Below are 13,424 nucleotides of genomic sequence, written 5' to 3' on the forward strand. Positions count from 1 at the left end.
CCTTAATCATGCCATGTCCGAAGACATGTGTTCGATTTCGAATGCTTTGTGCGCCACAAAGGAAAGCTCGTGCTCCCGTAGCGACAAAAGGAATAGTTTATGATCTTTCACCCTGTCGTCGAATGGTGCAGGCACTCTATCGCGCACGGCACGGATCGTCGGCGCAGTTGCTGACGACCAAAAGAAGCCGTTCGGCATAACCGCGCCATCGTCTTCTGTGTCAACGCTTTCGCGGGTGATCTGGTCGCCATTTGATCCAAAGACGTCTTCCGACATCGTCAGGCCAATGACATTGGTGAAAGGGAGCGTGAGGCCATCGCCCGCCCCCGCGCTACGCAGTCGCACGTTCAGAGTTCCGTTCTGGAAGGAATATCCCTCGAGCAAAACGAAACTCCCGTGCTTTGGTGAAAGCGTGAGCTGGGGTTCGATGGCCTCAAACATGTCTTACCGGTAAGTCACTTGCTTCACAGCGGCGACCACTTCATCGGTGGTGATCAGAGCGTGGCGTTCCAGGTTGGCGGCGTAGGGCATGGGCACATCCTTGCCGGTGCAGGTGATCACTGGGGCATCCAGATAGTCAAAGGCCTGCTGCATCACCTCAGAGGCGATGTAGCTGCCAACGGAGCCCTGGGGCCAGCCTTCCTCTACCGTGACCAGACGGTTGGTCTTCATCACCGATTTGATCACAGTGGGCAGATCCATGGGCCGCAGGGTCCGCAGATCGATGACTTCAGCATCAATGCCCTCTTCAGCCAGCTTATCCGCGGCCTCTAGGGCGTATTGCATACCGATGCCAAAGGAAACGATGGTGGCATCCTTGCCTTCCCGCCAGATCCGTGCCTTGCCAAAGGGAACGGTGAAATCGTCCATTTTGGGCACGTCGAAAGAGCGACCATAAAGGATTTCATTTTCCAGAAAGATCACCGGGTTCGGATCGCGGATCGCGGATTTCAGCAGGCCTTTGGCGTCTGAAGCGGAGTAGGGCATCACAACCTTGAGGCCGGGCACCTGCATGTACCAGGCGGCATAGTCCTGGCTGTGCTGTGCACCAACGCGGGCAGCGGCGCCATTGGGGCCACGGAACACCATGGGCGCGCCCATCTGACCGCCTGACATATACAACGTCTTGGCGGCGGAGTTGATGATATGGTCGATCGCCTGCATGGCAAAGTTGAAGGTCATGAACTCGACAATGGGGTTCAATCCGCCAAAGGCAGCACCAGTGGCGATGCCGGCAAAGCCGTGCTCGGTGATGGGGGTGTCGATGACTCGCTTCGGGCCAAATTCGTCCAGCAGGCCTTGGCTGATCTTGTAGGCGCCCTGATATTCGGCCACCTCTTCGCCCATCAAAAAGACGTTCTCATTGCCACGCATCTCTTCCGCCATGGCGTCACGCAGGGCTTCGCGCACGGTGGTCTTCACCACTTCCGTGCCCTCTGGCCAATCGGGGCTGTCGTCCACTTCGGGTGCAGCCACAGCCGCGGAAGCAGCGACGGGGGCTGCGGGCGCCGCAGGTGCCCCGGCCGCCGGCGCTTCACTGCTCGCCGCAGGCGCTGCATCCAGGCTTTCCCCCTCTTCGACGAGGACGGCAATCGGTGTGTTCACTTTCACGCCTTCGCTGCCTTCGGCGATCAGGATCTTGCCGATCAAGCCTTCATCAACAGCTTCGAACTCCATCGTGGCCTTATCCGTTTCGATCTCGGCCAGAATATCGCCAGAGCTCACAGTATCGCCTTCCTTTACCAGCCATTTGGCCAGTGTGCCTTCCTCCATGGTTGGCGACAGGGCGGGCATCAGAATTTCAGTTGCCATATCTTATCTCTTCCCCTCAGGCGTAGATGTCGGTCCAGAGCTCTTCGAGCGCTGGTTCCGGGCTGGTGCGGGCAAATTCAGCGGATTGATTCACCACCTCTTTGATCTCTTTGTCGATCGCTTTCAGATCGTCTTCGGTGGCATGTTTGCCTGTGAGCAACATATCGCGCACCTGTTCGATTGGGTCACGTTCGCTGCGCATCTTTTGCACCTCTTCACGGGTGCGGTACTTGGCCGGATCCGACATCGAATGGCCCCGGTAGCGATAGGTTTTGACCTCAAGAATATAAGGCCCTTTTCCTGCTCTGCAGTGGGCTGTGGCGCGCTCACTTGCTGCCTTGACGGCCAAAACGTCCATACCGTCAACCGCTTCTCCGGGGATGCCAAAGGCCTCGCCGCGCGTATAGATATCCGGGGTCGAGGTCGAGCGAGCCTGGGCTGTACCCATGGCGTATTGGTTGTTCTCGATGACAAAGATCACCGGCAGATCCCAGATCGCCGCCATGTTGAAGGTCTCATAGACCTGGCCCTGGTTGGCTGCACCATCACCAAAATAGGTGAAGGTCACGCGGCCATTGCCCTTATATTTGTCAGAGAAGGCCAGACCAGCGCCCAGCGGCACCTGAGCCCCAACGATACCATGGCCACCGTAGAAATGTTTCTCTTTTGAGAACATATGCATAGAGCCGCCTTTGCCTTTTGACAGGCCACCTTCGCGTCCTGTTAGCTCAGCCATGACACCGTCTGCATCCATGCCGCAGGCCAACATATGACCGTGATCGCGATAAGAGGTAATGCGCTTGTCGCCTTCCTCCGCAGCGGCCTCCAGACCGACAACGACCGCTTCCTGGCCGATGTAGAGGTGACAAAAGCCCCCAATCAAACCCATACCATAAAGCTGACCGGCCTTTTCCTCGAATCGTCGGATCAACAACATGTCGCGGTAGAATTTGGTCAGTTCCTCGGCAGAAACATTTGGTTTCTTTGTGCTTTTTCTAGCTGCCATCGGTGCGGGCTCCCCCTTGAGGCTAGATAGTTTAGTGTTAAACTAATTCATAGTTGAATTTGGCGCGGCTGGCGAGACTTTTTGTGACTTCAGGTCATTTCACCGCAGATTGGGCGCAGATCGCGGCAAAGATGCCGTGCAAGCAGGCCCGCTCGTACAGGGATTTTCTATCGTTGCATGAGGATCAAACCTGTTCAACAGCCCAGTAGATTAGCTGTGCCACAGGAGAGGTGCAAAAAGGGTTTATCGGATGACGATTTCGTCAGCGCGCAACAGGCCAAGAACCGAACGGGCCTGTTCATCCAGCAGATCAAGATCCAGGTAATCATCGGAGAGGCGGTGGGTGAGATTTTCGATCTCGGCGATCTCAACCTTCAAACGATCAAGATCCAGACGAAGCTCATCGGCTTCTGCCTGGATCTCAACCCGTCTGAACAACCCGAAATCACCCTGAACCGCCGCGAAGGTAAAATATGCGCCCAGCGCAAATGCGACGACGAAAAAGGTAAACGAACCTAGGGAAGGCCTGTTGCTTCGGGTCAATGGAAGTGCCTGTATGTTTACTGCTCAAGTCTGCTAGCGGGCCAGTTGTTCCAGCCTCTGACCCTGTTATGGCACAAGTGATTCGCTTTGTGAATCCCCTTTTGTCTCCAAGGGGATAGAATTTTTCCTGTTAACACTTTGTTAGGAAATTTTCGCGCGCGAGCAGAGGGATAGCCCCAAGAAAAGAACCGCCGACCAAAGAAGATCTCTGATCGGCGGCGTGGTTTTTGGTCCCGTATATGTGGCAGAGGCTCAGCAACGAGCCCGGAGAACTCAGCTTTCCAGCGCGGCAACACCAGGCAGAGTCTTGCCTTCCATCCATTCCAGAAAGGCACCGCCCGCTGTGGAGATATAAGTGAAGTCCCCAGCCGCACCAGAAGCATTCAGGGCAGCGACGGTATCGCCTCCTCCTGCAACAGCGATGAGCTGGCCTGCACGGGCCAGGGCGGCGGCTTTGAGAGCGGCTGCATTGGTGGCCGCATCAAAGGGCTCGAATTCAAACGCGCCAAGCGGCCCATTCCAGATCAGGGTTTTGCTCTGTTCAAAGATTTCATTGATCACTTTCACGCTCTCCGGACCTGCGTCTAGGATCATGCTATTGTCTGGGCATTGATCTGTTGGCAGGACTTGATGCGGCGCGTGGGATTCAAATTTTTCTGTGACGACGACGTCGCTGGGCAGTATGATCTTGCAGCCCGTGCTTTCGGCCTTGGCCATGATCTTGGCCGCAGTATCTTTCATCAGCCGTTCTGCCAGAGAGACGCCCACCGATAGGCCTTTCGCCACCAGGAAGGTATTGGCCATACCGCCGCCGATGATCAGGTAATCTACCTTCTCCACCAGATTGCCCAAGAGCTCCAGCTTGGTAGAAACCTTGGCGCCGCCGACAACGGCCGTTACGGGGCGTTTAGGGGCGCCAAGGGCGCTTTCCAAGGCCTGAAGTTCGGCCTGCATCAGGCGGCCGGCACAGGCGGGGAGCAGGCGTGCCAGGGCCTCGGTGGAGCTATGGGCGCGATGGGCCGCAGAAAAGGCGTCATTACAGTAAACGTCGCCCAGCTCAGCCATGCCGGCGGCCAGAACCGGATCGTTCTTGGTTTCGGCCGCGTGGAAGCGGGTGTTCTCCAGCAGCAGCACTTCGCCGGGTTGCAGGGCGCTTGCGGCCTCCTTGGCGCCTTCGCCTACGCAATCGGCAGCAAAGCGCACAGGGGTTTCAAAGGCGCGCTCCAGCGTCGGGACCAACTGGTTCAGCGACAGGTTCTCGCGGCGTTCCCCGCCAGGACGGCCAAAATGCGCCAGCAGGATCGGGCGGCCTCCGGCGGCCAGGATGTCGCGTACGGTGGGGGCAATGCGACGGATCCGAGTGGAATCGGTGACCACACCGTCGACAAGCGGTACGTTGATGTCCACACGCACCAGGACGCGTTTGCCTTTGAGATCCATGTCGTCGAGTGTTTTCCAGCCCATCAGAGGCTCCTCTGTGCAAATATCGCAGGTAATTACGCTGTTCTTTCAGCGCTTTTTAGCCATCAGTCAATGCTCCCTTGGCAATTGCGAGCGCTACCCTTAACTATCGTTGCAAATTTTGCAGACAGGAGGGCCTCATGGCCGAGTACAAAGATCCAGAAAACACCGTCATCATCGAGCTGAAAGATGGCAATGTTGTCATCGAGCTGCTGGCCGATGTGGCCCCTAAACATGCTGAGCGCATGAAAGAGCTGGCACGCGGCGGTGAATACGACAACGTCTGCTTCCACCGTGTAATCGACGGCTTTATGGCGCAGACCGGTGATGTGGCCAATGGCGACATGGAAGACGGGTTCAACCTACGCTCAGCCGGCACCGGTGGCTCCAGCCTGCCCAACCTGCCTGCTGAATTCTCCAGCCTGCCACATGATCGCGGCACCCTGGGTGCTGCGCGCTCTGCCAACCCGGATTCGGCCAACTCGCAGTTCTTTATCAACTTCAACGACAACCACTTCCTGAACGGTCAGTACACCGTCTATGGTCGCGTCATTGAAGGCATGGAGCACGTCGACGCAATCACCCGTGGCGAGCCCCCTGCGAGCCCCGACCGCATGATCAGCGTCAAGGTGGCCGCAGATGTTTAAGCTCGCAGCCGCATTTTCCCTGCTGGCCAGCTCTACGCTGGCTGCGGGTCTGGAAATTCAGATCGAAGGCGAGGCCAATGGCACCGTCAAAATCGATCTGTTTGAGGATCTGGCACCTAAACACGTGGAACAGATCACGGCCTTGGCGGCAGAAGGCAAATATGACGGGGTGGTTTTCCACCGCGTGATCGAAGACTTCATGGCGCAGACTGGCGATGTTCAGTATGGGCTGATGGGCGGCGACATGAGCCGTGCCGGCATGGGCGGATCTGAGCTTTCCGACCTGCCTGCCGAATTCTCTGAGCACCCCTTTGATCGTGGTGTCGTTGGCATGGCGCGCTCATCCAATCCGAATAGCGCCAATTCCCAGTTCTTCATCATGTTCAAGCCAGGGCATTTCCTCAACGGGCAATACACTGTTGTGGGTGAGGTCACCGAAGGCATGGATGTTGTTGACGCGATCAAGTTGGGCACTGGCGGTAATGGCTCTGTAGTGGGCAAGCCCGACATGATGAGCAAAGTCACCGTTACTGACTAAACTCAGATTTCCCCAGCGGTTTTTGCTGGGGAGATTTGACATATCAGCGAATTTTCAAACCGTGCTGGACATCCTCCAGCGCGGTTTTTTGCGACTGACTGAGCGTGCCATTTCCGTATTTGACGATGGATTGGATAAGACTGACCAGCGTATTGAAATGGGTTTGTTCGCTTAGTTTGTAGAGACGTCTGCTCAAACGCGATATGGCCTGCTGTGCCCCACCGCATTCCCCCATGATCCAACGTCCCAGCAAGACCAGCTCTTCGGCTTCTTCGTGGGGAATTTTCAGCTCTTCGCGCAGGCCCCGTATCAGGGCTTCTTTTTGTTCGGCGGTTGGAAAGTCGTCGAGTTCCAGGAAGCTGGCACCCAGCGCCGCGAGTGCGATTTTTGGGTCGTCAATGGTTTCCGCTGGGTGCAGGTTGTTTCGGCGGCGAAACCCGAACCTCCGGGCGGCGAGGCGGATATCATTTGCGACATCAAGCAGTTCGTGCCCCATCTCCGCTGCGTTTCGTGCCCGCTGGATCCAAAAATATGCGGCAGCGATGACCGCGACGGCGCCAAGAATAAATGGCATGTAGTGCTCCAAATTGATTCTATCAATAGGTGAATATTGTACACCTTTGAGCCGTGTCATGGATAGGCTGTGAAGGTAAAAAGCCGCACCAAGCAGGCTTGGCGCGGCTGAAGCATGATCTAGCCCAAAACGCAGCTGTCAGGACCGCGACCTGGGTCGAAACGACCTAGAACAGGAAGTTATCCGCGTCTTGAATCTCTGCCAGTGTCACGTTTTCGACCAGGATCGTCACATCGGAGAAGGACACCAATACGTCATCGCCCTGCTGCGCAAAATCCAGCTGGCCAAACCAAGAGGCCCCGCGACCGATGACGATTTTGTCCTGGCCGATTGCAAAGTCCAGAATTGTGTCATCCCCATGCCCCCGGTGGAACACAAAGCGATCTGCACCCGCACCACCGTGCAAAATATCGTTGCCGACCTGTCCATTCAGGGTGTCGTGGCCCTTGCCGCCATAGAGCTGATCCCAGCCGTGGCCACCGATAAGCTCATCGCTGCCACTGCGTCCGAACAAACGATCCGCGCCCAGATCGCCAAACATTGTGTCCCTGCCAACACCGCCAAGCAAACGGTCATTGCCATTGCCGCCCTTCATCAGATCATCGCCGAGGTCACCGACCAAGAGGTCGCGCCCTGTGCCGCCGAGCAGGCTGTCATTGCCATCCCCACCAAACAGTTTATCGCTGCCGTGGTTGCCTTGGATGGTGTCATTGCCGCTTTGGCCCCAGAGGGTGTCATTGCCTGACATCCCGGCAACCGCATCGTTGCCGCTCCCGGCAAAGATGAAGTCATCTATGACGCCCGATCTAACATTGCCGGTTAAGATGTTTGTACCAGAAGATCCGCTTTGCACGGAGATGGTTTTATCCTGAAATTCAATAAGTTCAACCGACAGGAGCCGGTCAATGCCATCCGCAGAGTCTACTTGGAGAAAGGATCCCAACATAGAAATTTCAGCATCAGCGAATTGATCATCAATAATGACCTTATCAACACCGGTTCCACCGTTAATGGTGTCATTGCCGCTGCCAACGTTGATGGTGTCATTCCCGCCATAGGTGAAGTATGTACTGCCGGCCAACATGTTTGAAATAATGCTGTCGTCTCCGGTGAACATTGCACTGGACCCAAGTTTGGAATCCAGTTCCCAGTACCGCAAGCTGAAATCAGAAATAGTGTATTTTGCAACACCATATTCACTGACGGAAATCGAGTTAACTGTCCAGATTTGATAGTAGCTGGAAGTAAAGTTCCCTGTCAGCGTCATGGCTGCGCCATTGCTACCAGAGATGACTAAGGTGGTTGCAGACCGATACGTCAGAGTAGGGGAGGCAAAATCTGAGCTGTTGACAAAGTTAGATGTCCAGTAACCGCTGGGATCATTGATGACAATGTTGGTCATTTTGAAAATTCCAAAAGTTTGTGTCAAAACGTTAACGTATCAATATCATCTTCACCGATGGTGTAAAGGTATGGAAACCCTTCTGGGTTGTTCTCCCCTGGGCGAGAATGGAAGCCACAAAAAAAGGCACCGAAACAGGTTTCGATGCCTTTTCAAAATTTGACTGTCAATTGGCATGGCCAATCGATCGTTGGCTTAGCCTTCGGCCTTTGCAGCGGCTGTGGCGGCTTTCACGGCAGCGGAGGGCGCGGCAGCGGCGGCTGGCGCTGCGGCAGGCATGGCTTTTTTGCCGCCTGGGGTCAGCGGGTCATCCTGACGCTGGACCGAGCCCTCAAAATGGGCGCCGCTCTCAATTGCGATGGTCTTGTGGATGATGTCGCCTTCCACACGGGCGGTGGCGGTCAGACGTACCTTCAGGCCACGAACCCGGCCAACAACCCGGCCATTGACCACAACGTCATCAGCGATCACTTCGCCTTTGATGGTTGCGGTTTCGCCAACTGTCAGAAGATGAGCGCGGATATCGCCTTCAACGGTGCCTTCGACCTGGATATCGCCTGAGGTTTTCAGATTGCCGGTAATGTGCAGATCTGAGCTGAGCAGCGATGCGGGTGGTTTTGCCTTTGGAGCAGAGGGCTTGTAGTCGCTGGCAGGGGCAGCAGGCGTCGAGGAAGCCGCCGGGGCCGCTGTTGGTGTTGCCTCGGCTTTAGGTCCGGGCTCATTGATTTTGCTCTTAGAAAACATTTCTTGCAGCCTTGATATAGATCATCGGGTTTACGGGTTTGCCATTGACCCTTACCTCATAGTGGAGGTGGGTGCCGGTGGACCGTCCGGTGGTACCCATATCAGCAATGTGATCGCCGCGCGAGACCCTTTGGCCAACCTTAACGCGCAGATTTGAGTTATGAGCGTATTTCGTCTCAATCCCAAAGGCATGCTGAATGGTAACAAGTTTGCCATACCCGGATTGCCAGCCGGCATGGGTGACGATGCCATCGGCGGTGGCAAAGATATCGGTGCCGGTACGGCCAGCAAAATCGGAGCCCTTATGCAGGCGACGGCCACCTGTTTTGGGATCGCGCCGGTAGCCATATCCTGATGACTGGCGCACATGATTGAGATTAACTGGGCTGGCAAAAGGCGCCTGCTGCGCTGCCATCCGATAGAGGTTCAACTGGTTCAACTGATTGAGAATCTGGTTGGCACGCAGCTCATCCGCGGAGGGTTCTTCACCGCGGGTGGACAGGGCTAAAGGGGTGAGCGGCCCGCCCTGACCGCTATAGCCGCGTCGCACCTGCTCCAGAATACGGTCTGGCGGCATGCCAGCATTTTTGAACATCTTGTCCAGCGGCGCTACCGAAACGGCGACGGCCTCTTCAAGCTGGCGGAAGATCTGGTCGTTGCGCTCGTTCAGCAACTCCAGTTCCAGCTCCATTTCGGCGCGCTGTTGCAGGGCATCTTGTGCGTCTGCTTCTATCTGGTCGCGCTCGGTCGCGGTTTCAGACAGAACCGTAGAGAGGAAATCCATCTGCAGGGGTGCGGCGGCCGCTGCCAGCGGCGTAGACCATTCTTCTTTGGTGCTTTCTCGGAGCTCTTCTAGTTCCGCCCGGGTGCCGTCCCGCTGGGTCATGGTCTGGCGCAGGGTGGCCTGGATCACTTCAATACCCGTTTCCAGCTCTTGGCGCCGGGTCTCAGAGGTGAGCAGTTCTGATTGCATCATCGAGATCTGCGCGAGAGCAGCATTAAACCGCTGCTGAGCTGCAAGAGCTTCCTCGGCGCGCGAGTCGCGTTCATTGGAAATCTCATTCAAACGGGCGCGATAGGTCATTTGGTCCCGTTTGGCCTGTTCACGGAAATTGCCCGCGCCAATGCTGTCCATCAAAACAATAGCAGTGGCAACGATGGCCCAGGCCACAAACAGGACCACACCACCAATGGCCACCAACTGTGTTCCGGGTCTCAACCGCACAAAGCGGGTATCAGTATCAGATTTCAAAAAGACCCGACGTTCCGGAAAGCGTCTCTCCAGAAACGCATGTATCTTAATAGCCAGACGTGTCCGCACGTTCTGATCCTTGTCCCATCCCCATCGCAGAGCCGCCGCCATCCCCAGCCGCTGAACTCTGCGCAAAATCTTTAGCCATGCAGCCCGCACCGGGCAAGTGGGAAGGCGATTTTTGGTCGTTGTTCCATCCGTTTGCCTGGGTCAACGAACATTTTGAGCGAAATACCGCCAATAATCGCGACCTGGCCCATTCGGGAAACCTCCGCAACTTTTCCCTCTCCACCGGGCGCTTTGCAGTAGGTGCAACAAAGGGTCTTTCCAAATCGTGCTGCTGAGCCCGGCCTCAGCTCGACGGTCCAATCCTCAACGAATAGGGCCAAGTCAACAGTTCAAGGGGGGAATACGCCCTAACAGCGAATGAAAAATGCGAAAGTTTCGCCGCCACTTTCGCCGCAACCCGCTCCGACAGCTCACATCCGGGCCAAGATTCCATTTCGAAAGACCTTGATGCCCAGGCCCGAAAGTGTAGCACTGTGGCTCAAGTTTTACTTGAACCGAGGGTCTTTCGAATGGGCTTGCTAGCAGGAAAGACAGCCATCGTGACCGGAGCCTCGGCACCCCAAGGCATTGGCAGGGCGATAGCTCTTCGGTTGGCTCAAGACGGTGCAAGTGTCGTTGTTGGGGACATTGACGGAACCCTAGAGATCAATGACGAGCGGCGGACCAGAAGGGAGCTGCTCGATGAGCTCGTCTCGGAAATCCAAGCGGCGAATGGCCGGGCGCTCGCCGTAAAATTGGACGTGACCTGTCAAGAAGATGTGGATGCGTGCATTGAAAAAAACAGTCTCGCAGTTCGCTCGCGTCGACGTGCTGGTCAATAATGCTGGTTCGTTGGCTGGGTCGGACAACTTCCTTTCCACAACGCCTGATCAGTGGGAAAGTAGCTTTCGCGTCAATATTTTAGGTCCGATGATGCTGTCAAAAGCCGCCATTCCTGAAATGCGCAAGGTTGGTGGCGGAAGGATCATCAATATCGGGTCAACCGGCAGCCTTGGCGCAGAGCCCGGGTTTGGGGCCTATACCGCAATGAAGCACGGGCTGGTTGGCCTGTCGAAAACACTAGCTGCGGAATTCGGCGCCGATGGCATTCTCTGTAACACTGTCTGCCCCGGCTATATAGCCACGGATATGCACAACGCCGCCAACGCGAGGCTGGCGGAGGAAAATCATGTCTCTCTCGAAGAAATCAAGGCGCAACGTTATGCCAATGTCGCTTTACGGGAGGCTGGCCTTCCAGTTGATGTGGCGAACGCTGTTGCTTACCTCGCAGGTCCGCAATCGAACTACGTAACAGGCATAAATCTCCCCGTTACCGGAGGCGTCCCTGCCGGAATTTAGGGTCGAACAATCGTAAATTTGGGCTCTTTGCTAGCCGTTGGTTGCGTTTCGCATCCAGGTCAGAGTTTGCAGAAAAATATTATTTATCATATGTTTGTTGCTGACACTGTTGTAGATCGTGGTCTGCCTCGCGCCGTTATCCCACCGGCTCACTGACCGTCTAAAGGCTCATCTCGATGGGCTGTCTCTAACAGAGGGCCTCGCCCTGACTGAAGTCAAGGGGGCGCGGGTGAACCACCCTATCCTCGCCGAGGCAATGCGCCCCATCAAAAACAAAATGAAGCACCAAAGACCCGCTCATAAAGTACATGAGTTCAGGAAGAATGCGACGATCGAGCCCTATTGGGCAGGACGCAAGACAGAGGCGCAAGGCCGAGAGGTAAAGGGTTCAACTGCGATTTCAAAACTGCAGTGAGAGGGTGGGGGCGCAGGGTATTGATTTTATTGGATGAGCGGGCAAAAGGGAACCGGTGTGCGCAGATTTTAAGTCAGACACCGGCGATTGGCTTGATTTGATCCGCGAGCGGCCAGTAGAAATCGGGTGGTATGCCGGCATCTGCGCGTTTCTCCTCGTTAAAGGGCGGCTTCAATGGGCTGCGGAAATACTTGCTGACAAGCGCATGAAAGACCTCCTTAGGGTCAAGATTGTCTCGGCCACACAGAAAGTAAAACCACTTGGAGCCATAAGCGACATGGCTGACTTCCTCAGCATAAATCACCTGCAAAGCTTCAACGGCCTGGGTGAGTTTGGCTTGTTGGAACAGCTTGATCATACCTGGGGTTACGTCCAGGCCACGGGCCTCCAGTACCATCGGGACCACCGCCAGGCGACCCATCAGGTCATCCACGGTATCCTCGGCTGCCTGCCACATGCCACGGTGTGCCGGCAGCGCACCGTAGTAGCTGCCCAGGCTTTCCAAACAATCACACATCAGGCCAAAGTGTTTTGACTCCTCATCCGCGGCCTTGACCCAGTCGTCAAAGAAGCCAATCGGCAGCGGCACATGCGAAAACCTGGCAATGATATCCCAATGCAGATCCACCGCATTCAGCTCGATATGGGCCACTGCATGTAGCATGGCAATGCGCCCGGCCTCACTGCCGGCTTTGCGCTTGGGCACGTCGCGCGGGTTCAGCAATTCTGGCTTTTCTGGGCGGGCTGGATGCAGCGGCGGTTTGGCTGTGCCAATCTCGATGGGACAAGGATCTTGCTTTCGCGCCTCGAACCAGGCTGCGGCATGGCGGCGTGATAGGGCAACCTTAGCAGCGCCGTCTGCGGTGGTGAGCACTTCGTTGGCCATCTGGGCAAGGGAGAGCGGTGGGTTCATGGAGGATCCTCATCCTAGCAGGAAAAAGTTGACACAGAAGGCGGGCGGGGCGGCTCTGCGCCCAAAAACGCAGAGCTCAGTGCGCCCCGTGCCCCGGCTTCTCTTTCACTTTTCCAAAAATATTCCGGAGTGTGAGGCAGAGCCTCACTGATGTCCGTGCAGTCTCAGAAAAACAAAACGGGGTGATCTTACCCCTTGGCCGCCAGGGTTTGGGCCGCCTCCAGGACCTCTTCCACATGACCGGGCACCTTAACCTTACGCCAGAGGCGCGCAATGTGCCCTTCGGCGTCAATCAAAAAGGTCGAGCGCTCAATACCCCAGTGTTTCTTGCCATACATGTTTTTCTCTTTCCAAACCCCATAATCCTCGCAGGTGCTGCCCTCTGCATCAGACAACAGCGGCACGGTTAGGTCGTGCTTTGCGATGAATTTATCGTGCTTTGACATCGGGTCTTTTGAAATACCAAACACAGAAGTCCCGGCATCGGCAAAGGCTTGCAGATGGGCGGAAAACCCGATGGATTCTTTGGTGCATCCCGGGGTATCATCGCGGGGGTAGAAAAACAAAACAACGGCTTGGCCTTTCAGCTCTGCAAGAGAGATTTCACCGCCGCCATCCCGGGGCAGGCAAAACAGAGGGGCCTGATCAGTTGCATCGAGCATTTATGTGGTCTCCTGAAAGGTTTAGTCCCAAACGGCTGGCGCTCAGAG

At 55.9% G+C, this 13,424-nt stretch carries 15 protein-coding genes; 4 read left to right on the plus strand and 11 right to left on the minus strand.

Annotated elements, in window-relative coordinates; genetic code table 11:
• Positions 1-6: 6 nt before the first annotated feature.
• From MED193_RS03170 to pgk, 5 genes are all read right to left on the minus strand, one after another.
• Positions 7-345 carry a hypothetical protein gene (locus MED193_RS03170; RefSeq protein ID WP_157041259.1) on the minus strand — a complete coding sequence of 113 codons (339 nt, stop codon included), beginning with the start codon at positions 343-345 and terminating at the stop codon, positions 7-9.
• A 99-nt stretch (positions 346-444) separates the two neighbouring features.
• A complete protein-coding gene (locus MED193_RS03175) occupies positions 445-1,812 on the minus strand; it encodes a pyruvate dehydrogenase complex E1 component subunit beta (protein WP_009808196.1) in 1,368 nt (455 codons plus the stop codon).
• Positions 1,813-1,828: 16 nt separating this feature from the next.
• Positions 1,829-2,818, minus strand: coding sequence for a pyruvate dehydrogenase (acetyl-transferring) E1 component subunit alpha (pdhA, locus tag MED193_RS03180; protein WP_009808197.1), 990 nt, complete (start codon positions 2,816-2,818; stop codon positions 1,829-1,831).
• Between the two features lie 243 nt (positions 2,819-3,061).
• Positions 3,062-3,361, minus strand: coding sequence for a septum formation initiator family protein (locus MED193_RS03185; protein WP_009808198.1), 300 nt, complete (start codon positions 3,359-3,361; stop codon positions 3,062-3,064).
• 273 nt (positions 3,362-3,634) lie between these two features.
• Entirely contained in the window at positions 3,635-4,825 is a 1,191-nt protein-coding gene (gene pgk, locus MED193_RS03190; protein ID WP_009808199.1) for a phosphoglycerate kinase, read from the minus strand.
• 137 nt (positions 4,826-4,962) lie between these two features.
• Here pgk and MED193_RS03195 point away from each other — a divergent pair, with 137 nt between their 5' ends.
• Entirely contained in the window at positions 4,963-5,469 is a 507-nt protein-coding gene (locus MED193_RS03195; protein WP_009808200.1) for a peptidylprolyl isomerase, read from the plus strand.
• The gene (locus tag MED193_RS03200; RefSeq protein ID WP_009808201.1) at positions 5,462-6,007 is read left to right on the plus strand and encodes a peptidylprolyl isomerase; all 546 of its coding nucleotides are present in this window, start codon (positions 5,462-5,464) and stop codon (positions 6,005-6,007) included. Before MED193_RS03195 ends, MED193_RS03200 begins: the two co-directional genes overlap by 8 nt.
• A 43-nt stretch (positions 6,008-6,050) precedes the next feature.
• Here MED193_RS03200 and MED193_RS03205 read toward each other — a convergent pair whose 3' ends face one another.
• From MED193_RS03205 to MED193_RS03220, 4 genes are all read right to left on the minus strand, one after another.
• Positions 6,051-6,581 (minus strand): hypothetical protein, encoded by a 531-nt coding sequence (locus MED193_RS03205; protein ID WP_009808202.1) that lies wholly within the window; start codon positions 6,579-6,581, stop codon positions 6,051-6,053.
• Positions 6,582-6,747: 166 nt separating this feature from the next.
• Positions 6,748-7,983 carry a calcium-binding protein gene (locus MED193_RS03210; RefSeq protein ID WP_009808203.1) on the minus strand — a complete coding sequence of 412 codons (1,236 nt, stop codon included), beginning with the start codon at positions 7,981-7,983 and terminating at the stop codon, positions 6,748-6,750.
• Positions 7,984-8,178: 195 nt separating this feature from the next.
• On the minus strand, positions 8,179-8,727 hold the full coding sequence (locus MED193_RS03215) for a polymer-forming cytoskeletal protein (RefSeq protein WP_009808204.1): 549 nt from the start codon (positions 8,725-8,727) through the stop codon (positions 8,179-8,181).
• The gene (locus MED193_RS03220; RefSeq protein ID WP_039966600.1) at positions 8,717-10,048 is read right to left on the minus strand and encodes a M23 family metallopeptidase; all 1,332 of its coding nucleotides are present in this window, start codon (positions 10,046-10,048) and stop codon (positions 8,717-8,719) included. Before MED193_RS03220 ends, MED193_RS03215 begins: the two co-directional genes overlap by 11 nt.
• A gap of 509 nt (positions 10,049-10,557) precedes the next feature.
• On the opposite strand from MED193_RS03220, the gene MED193_RS22200 reads away from it, so the two are divergent.
• Together MED193_RS22200 and MED193_RS22205 are read left to right on the plus strand one after the other, a co-directional pair.
• The gene (locus MED193_RS22200; RefSeq protein ID WP_009808207.1) at positions 10,558-10,869 is read left to right on the plus strand and encodes an SDR family NAD(P)-dependent oxidoreductase; all 312 of its coding nucleotides are present in this window, start codon (positions 10,558-10,560) and stop codon (positions 10,867-10,869) included.
• Positions 10,811-11,386 carry an SDR family NAD(P)-dependent oxidoreductase gene (locus MED193_RS22205; protein ID WP_198133848.1) on the plus strand — a complete coding sequence of 192 codons (576 nt, stop codon included), beginning with the start codon at positions 10,811-10,813 and terminating at the stop codon, positions 11,384-11,386. Before MED193_RS22200 ends, MED193_RS22205 begins: the two co-directional genes overlap by 59 nt.
• A gap of 488 nt (positions 11,387-11,874) precedes the next feature.
• On the opposite strand, the gene MED193_RS03235 is transcribed toward MED193_RS22205, so the two are convergent.
• Together MED193_RS03235 and MED193_RS03240 are read right to left on the minus strand one after the other, a co-directional pair.
• Positions 11,875-12,714, minus strand: a complete 840-nt coding sequence (locus tag MED193_RS03235) for a ferritin-like domain-containing protein (protein WP_009808210.1) — start codon at positions 12,712-12,714, stop codon at positions 11,875-11,877.
• A 188-nt stretch (positions 12,715-12,902) separates the two neighbouring features.
• Positions 12,903-13,376, minus strand: a complete 474-nt coding sequence (locus MED193_RS03240; protein WP_009808211.1) for a peroxiredoxin — start codon at positions 13,374-13,376, stop codon at positions 12,903-12,905.
• Between the last annotated feature and the right edge of the window lie 48 nt (positions 13,377-13,424).

Source organism: Roseobacter sp. MED193, from assembly GCF_000152965.1.
Classification (GTDB): Bacteria; Pseudomonadota; Alphaproteobacteria; order Rhodobacterales; family Rhodobacteraceae; genus Pseudophaeobacter.